Genomic DNA, 19,268 nt, shown 5'->3' with positions numbered 1-19,268 from the left:
ACTTCACGCTTGATCTGGCTGCGCTCCCCAGAGCCGTTCGTAATCCGCCCCCCTGGATTGCGGTGGAATTGTCGGCCGCCGGATCAAGACTGGCAAAGGCATCGGCGAATCAACACCGACAACAATGGCTTCGCCTTGCCCCAATGTCGGCAGGAAGGCAGCCGCGGGCGCATCCAAGTTGCCGCACGCTTTCTCGACCACATTTCTATCACGCTCGTTAATCAATCTATGTACGATAAACATCCCCATCTGGCTAAGAACATCATCTGGAATATCACGGGGACGTTGAGTTGCAAGGACACAGGTCAGACTGTACTTGCGACCTTCTTTAGCGATTAAGCCAAAAGCGTCCAGTGGCGTCTTTGAAAACTCGTCGCCTATGTTCTTATCCAAAAATTGATGGGCTTCATCGAGCAAAACAACCAGAGGGTTGCGACTGAAGCGGCCTTGCCTTGCCAAACGAAGTAGGTAGCGCCCAACAGCGTTAGCAACAAGTTCCCTTGTGCTGTGCTCAAACGGCAGGAACTCCATGCTTACCCGCAAAACCCGTTTGGTAGCATCTTGAAGAAACCTGTCAATCGAGGCAGTGAGCGACTCATCTAGTCGCTGGGGCTGGAAGACGCAAGCGAGGTGCGAAGAGCCCACGTCGGAAGAAATGCGTGATACCAAGGTGGTGCAGAAACCCAGTTCGTTCGCGTTCGCGCCACCCCACATACGTTGCCCTCGATTGCTTGTCGGCCAGACGCATTCCTCTTCGATTTGACGGGCAAGTAGTTGAATATCGAAGTCTGCCCCGATGTCTCCTAATGCGGCCCCATGTTGAAGCAGTGCATTCTCGAACGGCACTTTCGATTGATCCGCTTTCTTTACAAGCCCCTCAACTGAAATTCCAGGAACCAAGTGGGCCAGCTTCAAGCTGCGCATTGCCTCTCTTAGTTTTGGCACTTGAGCGCTGGCGCTCGGGCGAAACATCGCGAAAAGGTCAGTCTCCGAGAACTGACTGTATGGGAAGCTGACGAACCGACGAGGATCTCTTGCATCCTCGCGGAGTCCACCTAGATGGACATGCTCTATGCCGTCCCACTGGCCCTCATACTCACCCGTTGCATCGAAGAGTATGGCTTTCCCACCAAGGCGGGAAATCTCTTCGACTAGATGAGCCAACGTCCAACTTTTTCCACCACCAGTTGTTCCGAGCACAGCGCAGTGGCGCCCAAAGATGTGCGCAGGCGGAATCGAGATGTTCGTGTTCTGAGCATGTGGGAATACGGCGAGATGCACTTTTCTGACCTCGGCAAGGCTGGTGCCCTCAACTGCTTGCTTTACCAAAAGCGGGTGTGCTGAAAAAACGTGTTGCCCAATGCGGGGATGTGCGGGAACGCCTTTCAATGATTTTCCGGTTTCAAGATCAACCGCCGTGAGTAATTGAATCACTCCAAGAGGATGAGGGGATATGTCTTGTTCGGCGGTAGGTTCGACACTAAGGCGATCTCGCTCAGGAAGTCTGACTTCGATAATTCGGCCAAGAATGGCGTGATCTTCGCCCTCGATCACCACAAACTCGCCGACCTGACCGCCGGGAACCGGAAATCCAGCAAAATGCGAGCTGGTAGGTGCTGATGCTAAAGGCAGGTTCGCCTCTGCACTTGTGGGGCGCACATGACACACGGTTCCGACATAGCGACTTTGATCGAATGGCGCAATCGCTAGCAGACTCATAACTGCTCCGTACGGCGGAGGCGGTCAATGTGTTGTTCCATGTCGGACTCGGCCGCCAAGTCGGGGACGTAAGCGATAAAATCTTCGAAGCCACAGTTTACGAGCGCTAGCCGGGCATCTCCCGCGTTGACTAAATCTTTTATTCGCTTCAGATACTTGTTTGTCTCAGCTTCGCCAGGGCCGTTGTGTTCGCCCTGAGCCCAGGGGGCGAGCCAAGGCCCAACTGCTAAGGCCTTCAGGCTGAGGTTTGATCGCAGTGCTGACATGATCGGTTCGGCAAGATGGTTGTCGTTGAACCCAAAGCCCACTACAAGCAACCCCGTGTTTGGTTCACGAAGCGCGGCTTGAAATGCCGAAATCATTTCCAAGTATGGCTGTTCAAATGCAAGTTCATACTTTGAATTTCGTGGGTAGATAAGCAGCGGCTTATCCGTACCATGCCATTTGTATATTTCGCCGCTCGTTCCGTCGCGTACCCAGTCTATAGAGCCGTGCAGCTTGTAGAGATGAAACACGTTTGGAATGAAATCTTGCGTATCACTTTCTCTTGAGCGGCGAACGATGTCGTAAGTGAAGTGAACCGCGTCGAAAGTGGGAGGAGATGTGTGCGAAAACCCATCTATGACGACGTACCTACCTTGCCGACCAGCCTCCTCAAAGCAGCGATCGTAGTTCGTAGTAAATACTTTGGTGCGCGACTTGCGGTTGGTGCGCCGAGCCGCCCGGCGAAGAAACTCCGTATGTACGGGAAGGGCGTGGTTTGGCCAAACAAAGTTCGTGGCCTGTGCAATCTCTTGCTCGGCCAGCTTGATGAATGAACTGACCGATGTGCGCTGTGGGTCTGCCAAGAAGCTTTCGGCCAAGCGACAACGAGATAGCAACGCTTCAATGTCGTTGGGTCTGCCGGCATATCCCACAGATGCGAGCACTTGTTCAAAATTGGCCACACCCGCAATCGCTGCGCCGTTCACACGGGCAGCGACACGTTCCCAGAGATCCTTCATGGTCGGTGGTGCCCCGCCACCTGGATGCGGTGCAACACACATGGATGTGCCAAGCCCCGAGAGCACGATCAGATTGTTGCATCGGAACAAGTCCGAAACTATCCGTCGAGCTTCTTGTGTTGCTGCGTCAGGTCTTAGCCCCTCGCCTGGAACTTGCGGCAGGGGAGCTTGGGGTTCCAGCCAGTTGCCCCCGGTGTTTGCACTCAATACCTTCACGTAGCCCCCTAGGTTGACAATTTTTCAATCAATTACACCATCTAATCCATGCAGTGTGCGATGCGGCGACGCGGTTCCCGCACATGCTCGAAGCCGTCATAGCGGGGCGGGCGTTAATTGAGGAAGGGATACGCGGGCAAGGCCGCGCCGTTAAAACCAAGCTGATGATGACGGCTTCCGCAGGCGGCCATCCCTCACGCAGCCCAAGGCTGCGCGTTCTTCGTTCGGGAGGGCGGCGACCGCTTGAACTATGATGGTGAAGTTCGGCCGCGGTCTGCTGGCAATCGTCTTTGATGCAGCACGCTCCGGCTTTCAACCGCGACGCTCTTATGTGGCTCCTAGCCCACAACGCCGCAGGCCCGTAAAGCGGCCAGGAATAGAGCGAAACCCGCGCCCCGTATAGACTTCCGACCATCATGCTGATTTCAAACATCGCTTGACACCGGCCCTTTTTTGATTCAGGGCTGGGCTGCGCGCCGGCCGAAGTCGCGCGGACGGAATCCGCACACGAACAAGGCGCCGAAATAGGCGACGCCGCAGGCCGCCAATACGCCGGCCAGATAGGCGCCGCGCAACCCCGAGTGGGCTTGCATGGCGATCCAGTCGATGTGGGCGTCGGCATAGAGCAGCACCGCGGCCAGGGCGGCCAGGGCGGGCAGCAGGCGCAGCAGGAAACGGCCCCAGCCCGGCGCGGGGTGGTAGACGCCGCGGCGGCGCAGGCCCGCCAGCAGTGAACCGGCGTTGATGCAGGCGCCCAGGCCGATGGCCAGCGCCAATCCGGCATGGGCGAAGACCGGTACCAGCAATGCGTTCATCAGTTGGGTCAGCACCAGCACCATGATGGCGATCTTGACCGGGGTGCGGATATCCTGCCGGGCATAGAAGCCGGGCGCCAGGATCTTCACGGCCAGCAGGCCGATCAGGCCCACGGAATAGGCCACGACCGCCAGGCGGGTCTGCTGCACGTCGTGCGCCTGGAAAGCGCCGTAGTGGAACAGGGTGGCCACCAGCCCGTCTGACAGCAGCATCATGCCCAGGCTGGACGGCAGGCCCAGCAGAAGCACCAGGCGCAGGCCCCAGTCCAGCAGGCCGCTGTAGGCGGCCTGATCGGCGCGCGCGTGCGCCGCCGACAGGCTGGGCAGCAGCACGGTGCCCAGGGCCACGCCCAGCAAGGCCGTGGGAAATTCCATCAGGCGGTCGGCGAACGACAGCCAGGTGACACTGCCGGGCGTCAGCCAGGTCGCGATGTTGGTGTTGATCAGTAGCGAAATCTGCGCCACCGACACGCCCAGCGTGGCGGGCGCCATCTGCTTCAGGACGCGCTTGACCGTGGGATCGCTCCACGCGGTGCGCGGGCTGGCCGAGGCGCGTGGGGCCATGCCCAGGCGGATCAGGGCGATCCACTGTACTGCCAGTTGCGCCACGCCGCCGATCATGACGCCGATGGCCAGGCCGTAGACCGGGGTGTCCAGGCGCGGCGACAGCCAGAGGCAGGCGCCGATCATGCTCAGGTTCAGCAGCACCGGCGTGAAGGCGGGCACGGCGAAGCGGCGCCAAGTGTTCAGGACGCCGGATGCGAAGGCGATCAGCGACATGCAGACGATGTACGGGAACATGATCCGCGTCATCGTCACCGCGCTGTCGAACTCGCCGCCGCTGTCTTTTAGGCCGCTGGCCATCAGGGTGACGATGACCGGGGCGGCGAGGATGCCGATCACGGTCAGCAGCATCAGCACGACGGTCAGCAGGACGGCCACGCGGTCGAGCAACTGGCGGACTTCCTCTTCGCCGCGGTCGTTGCGCACGGCGCCCAGGATGGGCACGAACGCCTGCGCGAAAGCGCCCTCGGCGAACAGCCGGCGCAGCAGATTGGGAATGCGGAACGCGATCCAGAACGCGTCCGTCAGGGGACCGGCGCCGAACGCGCGCGCGACCAGGATGTCCCGGACCAGGCCGGTGATGCGCGACAGCAGCGTGAAGCCGCTGATGGTGGCGGCCGATCGGAACAATGCCATGTGGAATTCTTGGAAGACGCGGCGGCGAGCGCCGCCACGCCTGGAGCGGTGTGCTTACTTCGGCGGCATGCGGATCGCGCCGTCCAGGCGGATCGTTTCGCCGTTGAGCATCTCGTTGGTGACGATGCTGTGGACCAGCTTGGCGTAGTCCTCGGGGCGGCCCAGGCGGGCGGGGAAGGGGATGCTGGCGGCCAGCGAATCCTGCACTTCCTGCGGCATGCCGAAGATCATGGGGGTGCCGAAGATACCCGGGGCAATGGTCATGCAGCGGATGCCGACCTTGGACAGGTCGCGCGCGATGGGCAGCGTCATGCCGACCACGCCCGCCTTGGACGCCGCGTAGGCGGCCTGGCCGATCTGGCCGTCGTACGCGGCCACCGAAGCCGTGTTGATCAGCACGCCGCGCTCGCCGGTGGGCTCGGGCTCGTTGGCGCTCATGGCTTCGGCGGCCAGGCGCATCATGTTGAAGCTGCCGATCAGGTTGATCGTGACGACCTTCTGGAACAGGTCCAGCGCGTGCGCGCCGTTCTTGCCCACGATCTTGGCGGCCGGGGCGACACCGGCGCAATTCACCAGGCCGAACAGCGCGCCCAACGACTTGGCTTCAGCCACCACGCGCTGGCCGTCGGCCTCTTGCGTGACGTCGCAGTGCACGTAGCGCTGGCCGAGTTCCTTGGCCAGCGCCTGGCCGGGCTCGTCCTGCAGATCGGCGATGACAACCTTGGCGCCGTGCTCGGTCAGCATGCGCGCGGTGCCCGCGCCCAGGCCCGACGCGCCGCCGGTCACGATAAATACCTTGTTCGCGATTTCCATGTCTACTCTCCCGCTCTCGCGGCTTGGGGATTCAGGGGGTGCCCGGGCCGCGGGCGGCTGGCGCGCGCGGCCCGTGTCGTCGTCAGTTCTGCAGGGCTTGCGCCAGGCGCGACTTGATCTCTTCGACCGAGCCCACGCCCGAAATCTTGCGGTACTGGGGGGCGACGGACGGATCCTGCTGGGCCCAGCCGGCGTAGTAGTCGACCAGCGGGCGGGTCTGCTGCTGGTAGACCGACAGGCGGTGGCGCACGGTTTCCTCGCGGTCGTCGTCGCGCTGCACCAGCGGTTCGCCGGTGACGTCGTCCTGGCCTTCGACCTTGGGCGGGTTGAAGCGCACGTGGTAGGTGCGGCCGCTGGCGGGATGCACGCGGCGACCGCTCATGCGTTCGATGATGTCCGAATCGGGAACTTCGATCTCGACGACGAAGTCCAACTTCACGCCGGCGCTTTTCAGGGCGTCGGCCTGCGGGATGGTGCGGGGGAAACCGTCGAACAGATAGCCCTTGGCGCAATCGTCCTGCTTCAGGCGGTCCTGGACGAGGCCGATGATGATCTCGTCGGATACCAGACCACCCGCGTCCATGACCTTCTTGGCTTCGATGCCCAGGGGCGTGCCGGCCTTCACGGCGGCGCGCAGCATGTCGCCCGTCGAGATTTGCGGAATGCCGTAATGCTGGGTCAGGAAGGCGGCCTGGGTGCCTTTGCCGGCGCCAGGAGGTCCGAGCAGGATGAGACGCATAGATGCTCCAGAAGAGTGTTTAGTTTTTGTGGTCGGGGGCGATTATGCCGCAATGCAGCATGTCCTGCCGGGCGCGAGGAAAAGACCTCTTATAACCGATTATCTGCGAACCACGCCCGCACGCGTTCGAGGTCGGCGGGCGTGTCCACGCCGGCCGCTGGCGGCTGGCTGGCGCGATGCACGACAATGCGGTGGCCGTGCTCGAGCGCGCGCAGTTGCTCGAGCGATTCGAAGCGTTCGAGCACGCCTTGCGGCAGCGTGGGAAAACGCCGCAGGAACGACACCCGGTAGGCGTACAGGCCGATGTGGTGCCATGCGGGCAGGCCTGGGGCCAGCACGCGCTCGCCGCCGGCCAGCGCGTCGCGCGCCCAGGGAATGGGCGCACGCGAGAAATACAGGGCCCGGTCGTCGGCGGCGCAGACGACCTTGACCACATTGGGGTTGAACAGCGCGTCGGCGTCGGCCAGCGGGCAGGCGCAGGTGGCGATGTCGGCGTCGGGCGCGGCCAGCAGCTTGGCGGCCACGGCATCGATGAGCTCGGGTTCGATCAGCGGCTCGTCGCCCTGCACGTTGACCACGACGGCATCGTCGGGCAGACCGAGTTGCTGCACGGCTTCGGACAGGCGGTCGGTGCCCGTGGCGTGGTCGGCGCGCGTCAGCAGGGCGCAATAGCCGTGCGACCCGGCGGCCTGGAGCACGCGGGCGTCATCGGTGGCAACGTGCACGGCGCTGGCGCCGGACAGCCTGGCCCGTTCGGCCACGCGCACCACCATGGGCTTGCCGGCGATGTCGGCGAGCGGCTTGTCGGGCAGGCGGGTGGACGCGGCGCGCGCGGGAATCAGGACCAGAAAGCTCATGGCTCAGCTGGCGGTGGTCTGGGCGGGATCGAGGTCGCGCGCCTCGGATTCGAGCATGACGGGAATGCCGTCGCGCACGGGGAAGGCAAGGCGGTCGGCCTTGCAGATCAGTTCGGCGTGCGGGCGGTCGTAGTCGAGCCGGCCTTTGCACAGCGGGCACACGAGGATGTCGAGCAGGCGGGATTCCATGCCGCGATTCTAGAACAGAACGCGGTGCCCGGCGATGGCCCCAGTGTCGCACCCTCCTCGGGGGAACCTCCGTGGAGATGCCTGGCGCTGGCGGTCTGGTGGGGGCCACATGCGCGCCTGCGGCGGAGCGTGCCGCGCCGTGGACTCAGGACCGGGCCGGGCGCGGCACGGCGATCAGGGCGTCGGACAGCCAGCCGGCGAAGTCGCCCGAGAACTGCGCGGCGACCCGCACTTCCCACAGGCGGGGTTCGTCCAGCGCCGCGCATTTGACGGCATCCTTGGCGGTGACCAGGATGTGGTCGCCCGGCAGGTCGCCGAAGGGCGAACGGGCGTAGTCGTAGTGGTCGGGCAGGGGCAGTTCGGCGGCGGGGTCGATGCCCGCGTCGCGCAGGGTCTGGAAGAAGCGTTGCGGGTTGCCGATGCCCGCCGCCGCGGCGACGTGGCCGGCCTGCGGCGGCTGCGCGAACCACGCCAGCGGCTGCCGTTGGCCGTCGGCCAGCCGCCAGGCGCCGGCCGGGGCCAGGCGCATGTGGAAATGGCGCGGCGCGGCCGCGGCGCCGGCGGGCGCGTCACCGGCGAACGCCGCGTTGGTGATGACCGCATCGACCTCGCCCAGCCGCGAGGCGGGCTCGCGCAGGGGGCCGGCGGGCAGCAGCCGGCCGTTGCCCGTGCCGCGTTCGTCCTGCACCACGATCTCTATGTCGCGGGCCAGTTGCAGGTGCTGCAGGCCGTCGTCGGAGACGATCACGTCGACCTCGGGGTGGGCCTGCAGCAGGGCCTGCGCGGCCAGCACACGCTTGGGATGCACGGCGACAGGCGCGTTCGAGGCTCGGGCGATCAGGGCGGGTTCGTCACCGAATTCACGGGGCGACAAGGCGCCCTGGCCAACGCGCGGCGCGGCGCCCAGTTCGATGCCGTAGCCGCGGCTGACCACGCCGGGCGTCCAGCCCTGGGCGCGCAATCCCTCGACGGCGGCGATCACCACCGGCGTCTTGCCGGTGCCGCCGACGTACAGGTTGCCTACGACCACCACGGGCACCGGCGCGCGCCAGGCCCGGCGGCGGCCGTTGCGGTAATCGTCCCGCTTGCGGCGCACGGCGCGGGCCGTGAGGGCCGAAAGCGGGGTCAGCAGCGTGGACAGCCAGCCGCCGTGGCGCCACTGCCTGTGCAGGAAGGCCAGCAGGAAGGAAGAGGTGCTCACCGCGCGGTCTGGGCGGCGAAGTTGACGCGTCCGATGCCGGCCTGGCGCGCCGCTTCCATGACGTTGACCACGGATTGATGCGTGGCCTGGGCGTCGGCATTGATGACCAGAACGGCCTCGGGCTTGCCCTGCGCGGCCTGTGCCAGCGCGGCGGCGATGCCGGCCGGGGTGGACGCGTCCATCAGCACGCCGTTCAGCGCGTAATGGCCATCCTGGCTGATGGCGACCTCGAGGGCGGGGGGCGCCTCTTGGCCGGCCGCGGCCTGCGGCAGCGTGATCTTGAGCTGGGTGTAGTGCGCGAACGTGGTGGTGGCCGCCAGGAAGATCAGCATCACCAGCAGCACGTCGATGAGCGGGATCAGGTTGATGTCCAGCTCGTCACGCCCCGAATCCCGGCCGCCTCGGAAGTTCATGCGCGGGCCTCCGCGGCGCGGGCCGGCGGTTCCGTGGCGACGTGGCGCGCCAGGCGGCCGGCCATCAGTTCCATGGCGGCCAGGTAGCCGTCGACCCGGGCGCGCAGGGCGCGGTGGGCGATCATGGCCGGGATGGCGATCAGGATGCCGAAACCGGTGTTGTACAGGGCGACCGAAATGCCGTGCGCCAGTTGCGCCGGGTCGCTGCTGGTCGGCGAATAGGCGCCGAAGATCTCGATCATGCCGACGACCGTGCCGAACAGGCCCATCAGCGGCGCCACCATGGCGATGGTGCCGATGGCGGGAAGGTAGCGGTTCAGGTCGTGCGCCACGGCGCGGCCGGCGTCCTCCACCGCGGCGCGCAGTTCGGGACGCGGCAGATGACGCTGGCGCAGCACTTCCGCCAGCACGCGGCCCTGCGGCGAATTGCGCTCCAGGCGTGTCAGGGCTTCGGGCGTGTCCTGGCGAGTGCGCAGCATCTCGGCGACCTGCTCGTTCAGGCCGCGGGGCAGCACCAGGCTGCGGCGCAACGACAGCAGGCGTTCGACGATGAGGGCCAGGCCCAGGACCGACGTGGCCAGCAGGGGCCAGATCGGCCAGCCTGCGGCTTGGATGATGGCTAGCAAAAGGAGGGCTCCGGGAGGGGCGGGGCGTGTGGGCCGCCGCTTCAGGGCGAAACTGTAACGGCGCAATCCGGTCGTGACAAGCCGGCCGAGTTGTCCACAGAATCTGTGGATAATCCTGTGCAGAACATGGCGGAAACCCCGTCCTGCATTGGTTTTCCGGTTGATCGGTCAAAGAACGGTCAATTGTGTGTCTAGTGTTTGTCCATATAAATCATAGACTTATATGGAATTCATTGGTTTTGCGGGGCGCGCTTGCATGCGCTTGGCTTTGCTGTATCATTCAGCCCCGCTTCATGCGGCCTGTGGACATATATGCCTCGGAAAGCCTCATGACAACTGGAGTTTCCGTCATGAACGACGTATTCGCGCGGGATATTCTTACAGTTGCCCAGTTGAACCAGGCCGTGGGCCAGTTGCTGGAGCGCAGCGTGCCGGCCGTCTGGGTGCGCGGCGAGGTCTCCAACTTCACGCAGGCCGCTTCCGGCCACTGGTATTTCACCCTGAAGGACAGCCGCGCCGCCGTGCGCGCCGTCATGTTTCGCAGCCGCGCCAGCCTGGTCGGTTTCGTGCCCAGGCCCGGCGATCAGGTCGAGGTACGGGCGCGCGTGTCGCTGTACGAGGCCCGTGGCGACTTCCAGCTGCAGGCCGATGGCATGCGCCGCGCCGGTGTCGGCAACCTGTACGAAACCTTCCTGCGGCTGAAGGCGCAACTGGCCGAAGAGGGCTTGTTCGACGCCGAGCGCAAGCGCGAGCCCGTCCGCCTGCCGCGCGCCATCGGCGTGATCACCTCGCTGCATGCGGCCGCCCTGCGCGACGTGCTGTCCGCCCTGGCGCGCCGCGCGCCGCAAGTGCCTGTCATCATCTATCCCGCGCCGGTGCAGGGCGCCGATGCCGCGCCGCGCCTGGCCGCGCAGGTGGCCCGCGCCAATGCCCGCGCCGAGGTCGACACGCTGCTGCTGGTGCGCGGCGGAGGCAGCATCGAAGACCTCTGGAGTTTCAACGATGAAACGCTGGCCCGCCAGGTGGCCGCCAGCGGGATCCCCGTGATCAGCGGGGTGGGGCACGAGACCGACTTCACTATCGTGGATTTCGTGGCCGACGTGCGGGCGCCCACGCCCACCGCGGCGGCCGAACTGGCCTGCGTGCCGCGCGCCGACCTGCTGCGCGCCGTGCGGCAGGAGGCCCAGGCACTGGTGCGTGCGCAGCGCCGCGCCCTGGACCAGGCCGCGCAGCGGCTGGACCGCGCCGCGGCCGCCATGGTGTCGCCGGCCCAGCGCCTGGCGCACCAGCGTGAACGCCTGGCGTCGCTGCGTCACCGCCTGCTGGCCGCCTGGCGCGCGCCGCAGGCCCGGCGCAACGCGCGCCTCGAACTGCTGACACAGCGCCTGGCCCACCGGGCCCCGCGCATCGCGCCGGCGCAGCAGGGGGTACGAGCGCTGGCCGAGCAACTGCGCCGTGCCCACGCGCGCCTGCTGGCCGCCCGCCGCGCGGCGCTGCAAAGCACCGCCGCGCAGTTGCGCGCCTTCGATCCGCAGCACACCCTGGCGCGCGGCTATGCCATCGTGCGCGACGCCGACGGCGCCATCGTGCGCGACGCGGCGCAACTGGCCCCCGGCCAGCGGCTCGACCTGAGCCTCGCACAGGGCGGCGCCACGGTCGATGTCACGCAAGTTCGCAAGCAGGAAGACTGAGCGAAAACGAATGAGTCGCAACACGCCCGTGCTGGGCGTATCGTGTTGCGTCTCTTAACCCCATGTTGCCTCGGGGTTAGGCCGGTTGGCCCCCCGACAGCCGATACAATGATCGGGCTTGATCGCGTAGACCCAACCAAGAAGGAACCGACACATGGCACATACTCTTCCCCCCCTGCCTTACGAAATGGACGCCCTGGCTCCCCACATCTCGAAAGAGACGCTGGAGTTCCACTACGGCAAGCACCACCAGACGTATGTCACCAACCTGAACAACCTGATCCCGGGCACCGAGTTCGAAAACGCCTCGCTGGAAGACATCGTCAAGAAGTCCTCGGGCGGCGTGTTCAACAACGCAGCCCAGATCTGGAACCACACCTTCTACTGGAACAGCCTGTCGCCCAAGGGCGGCGGCGAGCCCACCGGCGCGCTGGCTGATGCCATCAAGGCCAAGTGGGGCGGTTTCGACGCCTTCAAGGAAGCCTTCAACAAGTCGGCCGCCGGCAACTTCGGTTCGGGCTGGACCTGGCTGGTGAAGAAGGCCGACGGCTCGGTGGACATCGTCAACACCAGCAACGCCGCCACCCCCCTGACCACCGCCGACGTGCCGCTGCTGACCTGTGATGTGTGGGAACACGCCTACTACATCGACTATCGCAACGCCCGTCCCAAGTACCTGGAAAACTTCTGGGCGCTGGTGAACTGGGAATTCGCGGCCAAGAACTTCGGCTGATCCCCCGCGGCCCCCGTGGCCCGGGATCCGATCCCGATGCTTGAAACAAACCCTCCCTCGCGGAGGGTTTGTCCGTTCTGGCGCTTGTAAGCCGTCACGGCGTATGCTGTCAGGTTTTTCCGAGCAGTCCTACCCGAGACTTCCCAACGCCGCTCATGGCCGATCTTCCGCCCACCTCTCATACCTCTACTCATTCCCCTGCATCGCGCCTGCGCCTGGCGGCGCGGCGCAAGTGGCGGCAGACGCGGCGGCTGTCGCGCAAGAGCCTGTACCTGGGACTGCCCCTGGGCGGCGCCGCGCTGGTGGCCCTGGTGTCGCTGGGGTTCGCGCGCCTGGCCGATGCGGCGCTGGAATGGAACCGGCAATGGACGGCCAGCCACGGCTGGCTGGCCTTCATCGTGTTGCCGGCCGCGATGGGGGGCCTGCGCTGGCTGACGCAGCGCGTGGCGCCCAATGCCAGCGGCAGTGGCATCCCGCAGGTCATCGGCGCGTTGTCATTGCCCGCGGGACCGGCCCAGACGAGCCTGGTGTCGATCCGGCAAACCCTCTGGAAGATTCCATTGACGTTCGCGGGCATGCTGGCCGGCGCGTCGGTCGGCCGGGAAGGGCCGTCGGTACAGGTGGGCGCGGCGGTGATGCTGGCCTGGGGCCGCCTGTGGGAGCGCCTGGGCGCGCCGATGCAGGGACTGCGGCACCGCGAACTGATCGCCGCCGGCGCCGCGGGCGGCCTGGCGGCGGCCTTCAACGCGCCCTTGGCCGGCGTGGTGTTCGCCATCGAGGAACTGGGCCGGGGCACGTCGCTGCGCTGGCAGCGGCTGGTGCTGATCGGCGTGCTGGCCTCGGGTTTCATGGTGGTGGCGCTGGCGGGCAACAATCCTTATTTCGGCCAGTTCACCGGGCAGGCCTCCGGCTCCGACATGCTGCTGTGGGTCCTGCTGTGCGGCCTGGTCAACGGCGTGCTGGGCGGCGTGTTTGCGCGCCTGCTGGGCAAAGGGCTGCCGGGCGTGGCCCCCCTTGCCTGGCGCGATCGGTTGCGGCGCCATCCCGTGCTGGCCGCGGCGGGCCTGGGCCTGTTCCTGGCCTGCCTGGGCATGCTGACGGGCGGGGCGGTGTACGGCACCGGCTACGAGACGGCCGCCGGCCTGTTGGCCGGAGACACGGCGCCCGCCACGGGTTTCGGGCTGGCCAAGCTGGCCGCCACGGTGGCGTCTTACTGGGCTGGTATCCCGGGCGGCATTTTCACCCCGGCATTGACCACCGGCGCGGGCATCGGCCATGAACTCTGGCAGTGGACGGGCGGCGCGCTCGACGAGCGCCTGATCGTGCTGCTGTCGATGGCGGCCTTCCTGGCTGCCGCCACCCAGGCTCCGTTGACCGCCAGCGTGGTGGTGATGGAAATGACGGGCAGCCAGCCGCTGCTGTTCTGGCTGCTGGCGGCATCGCTCAGCGCTTCCGTGGTGGCGCGCCAGTTCTGCCCGCAGCCGTTCTATCATCTGGCGGCGGGCCGTTTCCGGCGCCAGGCCACGCTGGATGCCGCGCGCAGTGCGCGGGCCGCCGCGGCCTGATTTCGTCCGTCTCGTGAACGCAATGACTGTCCATCTGATGGACGGCGTTGCCATGCCATCGTTGGTCCTGCCGGCCCTGCGATACCATCGATGGCTGTCAGAATTTTTCCTAAACAGACGAGACGAGACACTCCATGACCCTGCATGCCTTCATCTGCGACGCCATCCGCACGCCCTTCGGCCGCTACGGCGGCGCACTGGCCTCCGTGCGCACCGACGACCTGGCCGCCATTCCGCTCAAGGCGCTGATGGCGCGTAATCCCGGCGTGCAGTGGGACCAGCTCGACGACACGCTGTTCGGCTGCGCCAACCAGGCCGGCGAGGACAACCGCAACGTCGCGCGCATGGCCACGCTGCTGGCCGGCCTGCCGGTCGACGTGCCGGGCGCAACGCTGAACCGCCTGTGCGGTTCGGGCCTGGATGCCGTGGGCAGCGCCGCGCGCGCTATCCGCGCCGGCGAGGCGCACCTGATGCTGGCGGGCGGCGTCGAAAGCATGAGCCGCGCACCCTTCGTCATGGGCAAGGCCAACACCGCCTATGCGCGCGATGCGGCCATCTACGACACCACCATCGGCTGGCGCTTCGTCAACCGCCTGATGAAGGCCCAGTACGGCGTGGACTCCATGCCCGAGACCGCCGAGAACGTGGCCGACGACTTCGGCATCAACCGCGAAGACCAGGACAAGTTCGCGCTGGCCAGCCAGATGAAGACCGTGCGCGCGCAGCAATCGGGCTTCTTCGACGCGGAAATCACGCCGGTGTCCATCGCCCAGAAGAAGGGCGATCCGGTCATCGTGTCCAAGGATGAACACCCGCGCGAAACCAGCCTGGAATCGCTGGCCAGGCTCAAGGGCGTGGTCCGCGAGGGCGGTACCGTCACCGCCGGCAACGCCTCGGGCGTGAACGACGGCGCCGCCGCGCTGCTGTTGGCCGACGAGCAAAGCGCCGCGCGCCACGGCCTGACCCCGCGCGCCCGCGTGGTGGGCATGGCCACGGCCGGCGTTCCGCCGCGCATCATGGGCATCGGCCCGGCCCCGGCCACCCGCAAGGTGCTGGCGCAGACCGGCCTGACGCTGGCGCAGATGGACGTCATCGAACTGAACGAAGCCTTCGCCGCGCAGGGCCTGGCCGTGCTGCGTGAACTGGGCATCGCCGACGACGACGCGCGCGTCAATCCCAACGGCGGCGCCATCGCCCTGGGCCACCCGCTGGGCGCCAGCGGCGCGCGCCTGGTCACCACCGCCGTCAACCAGTTGCACCGCACTGGCGGCCGCTATGCGCTGTGCACGATGTGCATCGGGGTGGGCCAGGGCATCGCGCTGGTGATCGAGCGCGTGTAAGCCGCTCGCTGCGTCCTGCGCCAAAAAAGGAGCCTACGGGCTCCTTTTCGCATCGCAGTGGCAATTGTCATGCCGCGGACCGCACCATCGCCGGATACTTCCGGCTCAGCTCGTCCAGCAGGGCTTCCACCACGGCCGTGCCGGGCGTATGCGCATCGGCGCGCAGCGCCAGCTGATCGAAAATCTGGTGCTTTACGAAGAAGCGCCAGCCGATCGGGATACCGCGTAGATAGGTGTTAAGCACCTCGTAGCGCTCGCGCGTCCACAGCCGTTCGTGCGCCAGCCGGCTGCCGTTGAACCCGTACGCGCCGTTGTACAGCTCGTTGGGTTCCGCGGGCTTGGCCTGGCCACGCAGGCGGCGGGTGGCTTCCGCGTCCAGCTTGCCATCGACCAGGACCACGCCATAGACGTCGCGCGCCGCTTGCGGCGAGACGCAATGGCGGCGCACGTCGCTTTCCACGCATGCCGGATCGCGCAGCATGGGGTTGCCGTAGCCGCCGCCGCCGTTGCCTTCCAGGCGGATGACGTCGCCGGGGGCCAGCTTGACCAGATCGTTGTTGCCCAGCTCCTCGGTATCGGCCCGGCCGGGGTTGCGCACGAAGCGCGCCGTGCTGCCGGAATGTCCGCCCTGGAATCCCCACGAGCCGAACAGCGTGCGGTCGCGGTTGCGCGCCGTCACCAGCGAGTTGGGCGAGAACACCTGCAGCTCCATCACGATGGCCATGCCGCCGCGATACTGCCCCGCGCCGCCGCTGTCGCGCACCAGCCCGTATTCGGTGATGCGGATGGGAATCTCGGCCTCGTTGATCTCGACCGGCGAGTTGCGCAGGAAGGCCATGTTGGCGCCCGAGGCATCCGAGCCGTCGCCCAGCGCCGAGCCGCCGGCGCCGCCGCCCACCGGGCCGACCGAGGCCATGATGGTCTTGCCCTGGCTGTCCGAGGTCTTTACGTTGAGCAGGCACACGCTGGACGAGGGGCACGCGGGCATCTTGCGCGGCAGGGCCTGGGCGAAGGCGCCGAAGATCACCGCCTGCACGATCACGCACGTCAGGCTGCGCATGCCCACCGCGGCGGGCATCACGGGGTTGAGCACCGTGCCCTTGGGCGTGGTGCAGGTGGCGATGCGCAGCATGCCGGCGTTCAGCAGGATGTTCGGCTCCAGCGTGTACAGCACGTAATACAGGCCCACCATCAGCAGCGCGTGGCGCGGATGGCCGCCGGTCGGCACGTTCAGCGACGACGTCAGTTGCGGATCGCTGTCCGAGAAATCGAAGCCGAGCAGGCCGTCCTGCACCGTCAGGCGCAGCGCAATGCGCATGGGCTTGCCGCCCACGGTGTCCTCGTCGGCGAACTCTGAAAAGAAGTACTCGCCGTCCGGAATGGTGCGCGCGACGGTGCGGGCCTGCGTTTCCGCATAGTCCAGCAGCTCGCCGATGCCGGCCTTGAAGGCCTCGGCGCCGAAGCGCTGCACGATTTCCAGCACGCGGCGTTCGCCCGTCATCAGCGAGGCGATCTGCGCCTTCAGGTCGCCCAGGTTCTGGTCGGGGGCGCGCACGTTGGCCAGCATCCACGACAGCGCCAGCTCGTTCAGCACGCCGTCCTGCATGATGCGGGTGGGCGGGAAGCGGATGCCTTCCTGCTGGATCTCGGTCAGCGAGCGCGACAGCGAGGCCGGCACCGCGCCGCCCATGTCGGTGTTGTGGATGTGGCCGGCCACGAAGCACAGGATCTCGCCTTCATGGAATACGGGCTTCCACATCACCAGGTCGGGCGTGTGCGTGGCCACGTAGCCGCTGTAGGGGTCGTTCGACATGTAGATGTCGCCCGGCTGGTAGGCGGGGATGGTGCCGATCAGCGGGCCGTAGTCCAGGCCGGCGTACCACGTCGCGCCCAGCGTCTTGGGCGAGGCGAAGGTCAGTCCGTCGGCCGAGGTGATCGCGCACGAGAAATCCTCGGTCTCTTTCACGAAGGTCGAGTGCGCGGTGCGGATCAGCGTGAAGGCCATGCTTTCGGCGGCCGCCACGCAGTAGTTGGCGAAAATCTGCAGCTCGGATTTGTTCAGCTTCATGGTCAGTCCTTCGCGGCGTGCGCGACGTCCTGGTTGAGGAAAAGATTGCCGTAGGTGTCCACGGATGCCGAGAAGCCCGGCAGCACGCAGGTCGTGGTGTCGTCCTGGGCGACGATGGCGGGGCCTTCGAAGGTGTGGCCGGCGCGCAGGTCGCCGCGCAGGTACAGCGGCACTTCCAGCCAGGCGTCGTCCATCCAGACGCGGGCGGTGGCGCGCGCCTGCAGCGGTTCGGTGGCCCGCGCGATCTGGCGCAGCGCGGGTTTGGGCGTCTCCGATACGATGACCAGGCGCAGCGCGACGATCTGCACCGGCGACTGCGGATCGCTGTGGCCGTACAGGCGCGCGTGTTCGCGATGGAAGGCGTCGCGCAGCGCCTGGGCATCGCCGCGCACGATGGCATCCAGGGGCAGGGCGGTGTCGATCTCGAACGACTGGCCCTGGTAGCGCATGTCGGCCGAGGCCAGCAGCCTGGGGTCGGCGTGGGCGGCGCCCTGGTCCGCCATCCAGGCGCGGGCCTGCCGCTCCAGTTCGTCCAGGTCGTGCTTGAGCCGTCCGGCGGTCTCGTCGCTCAGGTCGTAATAGGTCGTCTTGACGAAGTCGTTCTTGGTGTCCGCGATCAGGCCGCCCAGTGCGCTCAGCACGCCCGGCGTGGTCGGCACCATCACGCCAGGCATGTTCAGCGCGCGCGCCAGGTAGCAGCCCAGCATGGGCCCCGCGCCGCCGAAGGGCATCAGCGTGAACACGCGCGGATCGATGCCGAAGCGCGAGATCAGGCGGTTGACCCCCGCGTACATGCCCGACACCGAGACGCGCACGATGGATTCGGCGGTGTGCTCGACCGATTCGCCCAGCTTCCGTGCCAGCTCGCCCACCACGCGGCGAGAGGCTTCGACGTCGACCTTGACCGAGTTGTAGCCCAGCTCGGCCTGGCCCAGCACGCCCATCACGGCGAACGCGTCGGTGATGGTGGCGGCGGTGCCGCCGCGGCCGAAGCACGCGGGGCCCGGGGTGGAGCCGGCGCTGTGCGGACCGACTTTCAGCACGCCGTAGTCGTCGACCCAGGCGATGGAGCCGCCGCCGTCGCCGATGGAGGTCACGGACACCGAAGGAATGTGGATCTGGAAGTCGCCGATGTACTCGCCGCTGGCGTACTGCGGTTGGCCGTCCACGATCAGCGCCACGTCGGCCGTGGTGCCGCCGATGTCCAGGCTCATGCAGTTGCCGATGCCGCATTGATTGGCCACGTAGGCGGCCCCGATCACGCCCGACGCCGTGCCCGACAGGATCATCTGCACGCAGTTGGTCTTGCCGTTCTCGGCGCTCATCACGCCGCCATTGGACTTGGTGACTTTCAGCTCCGACGTCACGCCGGTTTCCAGCAGGGCCTTCTGCAGGCTGGTCAGGTAGTCCGCCACCTTGGGCTGCACGTAGCCGCCGATCAGCGCGGTGGTGGTGCGTTCATATTCGCGGATGATGGGCCAGACTTCGTGCGAGCACGACACGAACATGCCGGGATGGACGCGCCGGATGATGTCGCGCACCGCGATCTCGTTGTCCGGGTTGCGGTACGAATGCAGCAGCGAGACGACGATGCCCTCGCACTGCATCGCCATGATCTGTTCCAGCGCCTGGCGCACGCTGGCCTCGTCCACCGGCGTATCGACCCGGCCGTCGGGCAGCACGCGCTCGACGATGCCGAACACGCGGTCGCGCGGCACCAGCGGTTCGGGCCGCGACGAATACAGGTGATAGGGGTCCGGTATCTTCAGCCGCGCGATCTCCAGCACGTCCTCGAAGCGGGCCGTGGTGATGAGGGCCAGCTTCAGGCCGCGGCGCTGCACGACGGCATTGACGCCGACGGTGGTGCCGTGGGTGAAGTAGCCGACGTCGGCGGGATCGATGCCATAGCGGTCGATCAGGCCCTGCATGCCGGCGATCACTTCGCTGCCCGGCTGGTCGGGCCGGGAGAAGACCTTCAGGGTGCGTATGTCGCGCGTCTCTTCGTCGAGCACCGCGAAATCGGTGTACGAGCCACCGATGTCCACGCCAATTCTCAAGCTCATGGTTGCTTCCTCAAAG

16 protein-coding genes are annotated in these 19,268 nt (G+C 66.5%); 4 read left to right on the top strand and 12 right to left on the bottom strand.

What is annotated here, in order from left to right; all coding sequences use genetic code 11:
• Window positions 1-3: 3 nt before the first annotated feature.
• The 10 genes from A7W11_RS27655 to A7W11_RS23220 all read right to left on the bottom strand — a co-directional run bounded on the left by A7W11_RS27655 (window position 4) and on the right by A7W11_RS23220 (window position 9,792).
• Entirely contained in the window at window positions 4-1,719 is a 1,716-nt protein-coding gene (locus A7W11_RS27655) for a helicase HerA-like domain-containing protein (protein ID WP_082887447.1), read from the bottom strand.
• Window positions 1,716-2,723, bottom strand: a complete 1,008-nt coding sequence (locus tag A7W11_RS23260) for an SIR2 family protein (protein WP_235816952.1) — start codon at window positions 2,721-2,723, stop codon at window positions 1,716-1,718. The genes A7W11_RS27655 and A7W11_RS23260 overlap by 4 nt, the downstream gene beginning before the upstream one ends.
• A 674-nt stretch (window positions 2,724-3,397) precedes the next feature.
• Complete coding sequence (murJ, locus tag A7W11_RS23255; protein WP_066419901.1) at window positions 3,398-4,954, bottom strand: murein biosynthesis integral membrane protein MurJ; 1,557 nt, start codon at window positions 4,952-4,954, stop codon at window positions 3,398-3,400.
• 54 nt (window positions 4,955-5,008) lie between these two features.
• Window positions 5,009-5,767: a 3-hydroxyacyl-CoA dehydrogenase gene (locus tag A7W11_RS23250; protein WP_066419898.1), complete on the bottom strand. Its 759-nt coding sequence runs from the start codon at window positions 5,765-5,767 to the stop codon at window positions 5,009-5,011.
• An 82-nt stretch (window positions 5,768-5,849) separates the two neighbouring features.
• Window positions 5,850-6,506: an adenylate kinase gene (gene adk, locus A7W11_RS23245; protein WP_066419894.1), complete on the bottom strand. Its 657-nt coding sequence runs from the start codon at window positions 6,504-6,506 to the stop codon at window positions 5,850-5,852.
• A gap of 89 nt (window positions 6,507-6,595) precedes the next feature.
• Complete coding sequence (gene kdsB / locus A7W11_RS23240) at window positions 6,596-7,363, bottom strand: 3-deoxy-manno-octulosonate cytidylyltransferase (protein WP_066419893.1); 768 nt, start codon at window positions 7,361-7,363, stop codon at window positions 6,596-6,598.
• 3 nt (window positions 7,364-7,366) lie between these two features.
• Window positions 7,367-7,552, bottom strand: coding sequence for a Trm112 family protein (locus A7W11_RS23235; protein ID WP_066419889.1), 186 nt, complete (start codon window positions 7,550-7,552; stop codon window positions 7,367-7,369).
• 145 nt (window positions 7,553-7,697) lie between these two features.
• Window positions 7,698-8,753, bottom strand: a complete 1,056-nt coding sequence (gene lpxK / locus A7W11_RS23230) for a tetraacyldisaccharide 4'-kinase (RefSeq protein WP_066419882.1) — start codon at window positions 8,751-8,753, stop codon at window positions 7,698-7,700.
• On the bottom strand, window positions 8,750-9,166 hold the full coding sequence (locus A7W11_RS23225; protein WP_066419881.1) for an ExbD/TolR family protein: 417 nt from the start codon (window positions 9,164-9,166) through the stop codon (window positions 8,750-8,752). Before A7W11_RS23225 ends, lpxK begins: the two co-directional genes overlap by 4 nt.
• The gene (locus A7W11_RS23220) at window positions 9,163-9,792 is read right to left on the bottom strand and encodes a MotA/TolQ/ExbB proton channel family protein (protein WP_066419880.1); all 630 of its coding nucleotides are present in this window, start codon (window positions 9,790-9,792) and stop codon (window positions 9,163-9,165) included. Before A7W11_RS23220 ends, A7W11_RS23225 begins: the two co-directional genes overlap by 4 nt.
• 329 nt (window positions 9,793-10,121) lie before the next feature.
• On the opposite strand from A7W11_RS23220, the gene xseA reads away from it, so the two are divergent.
• The 4 genes from xseA (at window position 10,122) to pcaF (ending at window position 15,121) form a co-directional block, all read left to right on the top strand.
• Entirely contained in the window at window positions 10,122-11,483 is a 1,362-nt protein-coding gene (gene xseA, locus A7W11_RS23215) for an exodeoxyribonuclease VII large subunit (RefSeq protein WP_066419877.1), read from the top strand.
• Window positions 11,484-11,637: 154 nt separating this feature from the next.
• Window positions 11,638-12,216 carry a superoxide dismutase [Fe] gene (gene sodB, locus A7W11_RS23210; protein ID WP_066419871.1) on the top strand — a complete coding sequence of 193 codons (579 nt, stop codon included), beginning with the start codon at window positions 11,638-11,640 and terminating at the stop codon, window positions 12,214-12,216.
• Between the two features lie 155 nt (window positions 12,217-12,371).
• Entirely contained in the window at window positions 12,372-13,781 is a 1,410-nt protein-coding gene (locus A7W11_RS23205; protein WP_066419869.1) for a chloride channel protein, read from the top strand.
• Between the two features lie 134 nt (window positions 13,782-13,915).
• Window positions 13,916-15,121 (top strand): 3-oxoadipyl-CoA thiolase, encoded by a 1,206-nt coding sequence (pcaF, locus tag A7W11_RS23200; RefSeq protein ID WP_066133672.1) that lies wholly within the window; start codon window positions 13,916-13,918, stop codon window positions 15,119-15,121.
• A gap of 67 nt (window positions 15,122-15,188) precedes the next feature.
• Here the strand turns inward: pcaF and A7W11_RS23195 are convergent, their stop codons facing one another.
• Together A7W11_RS23195 and A7W11_RS23190 are read right to left on the bottom strand one after the other, a co-directional pair.
• Complete coding sequence (locus A7W11_RS23195; protein WP_066419867.1) at window positions 15,189-17,189, bottom strand: hydantoinase B/oxoprolinase family protein; 2,001 nt, start codon at window positions 17,187-17,189, stop codon at window positions 15,189-15,191.
• 2 nt (window positions 17,190-17,191) lie between these two features.
• On the bottom strand, window positions 17,192-19,252 hold the full coding sequence (locus A7W11_RS23190; RefSeq protein ID WP_066419866.1) for a hydantoinase/oxoprolinase family protein: 2,061 nt from the start codon (window positions 19,250-19,252) through the stop codon (window positions 17,192-17,194).
• Between the last annotated feature and the right edge of the window lie 16 nt (window positions 19,253-19,268).

Source organism: Bordetella ansorpii (genome assembly GCF_900078315.1).
GTDB classification, from domain to species: Bacteria; Pseudomonadota; Gammaproteobacteria; order Burkholderiales; family Burkholderiaceae_B; genus Bordetella; species Bordetella ansorpii.
Note: the sequence above shows the minus strand (reverse complement) of the source record. Positions and strands in the feature narration are given on the sequence as shown.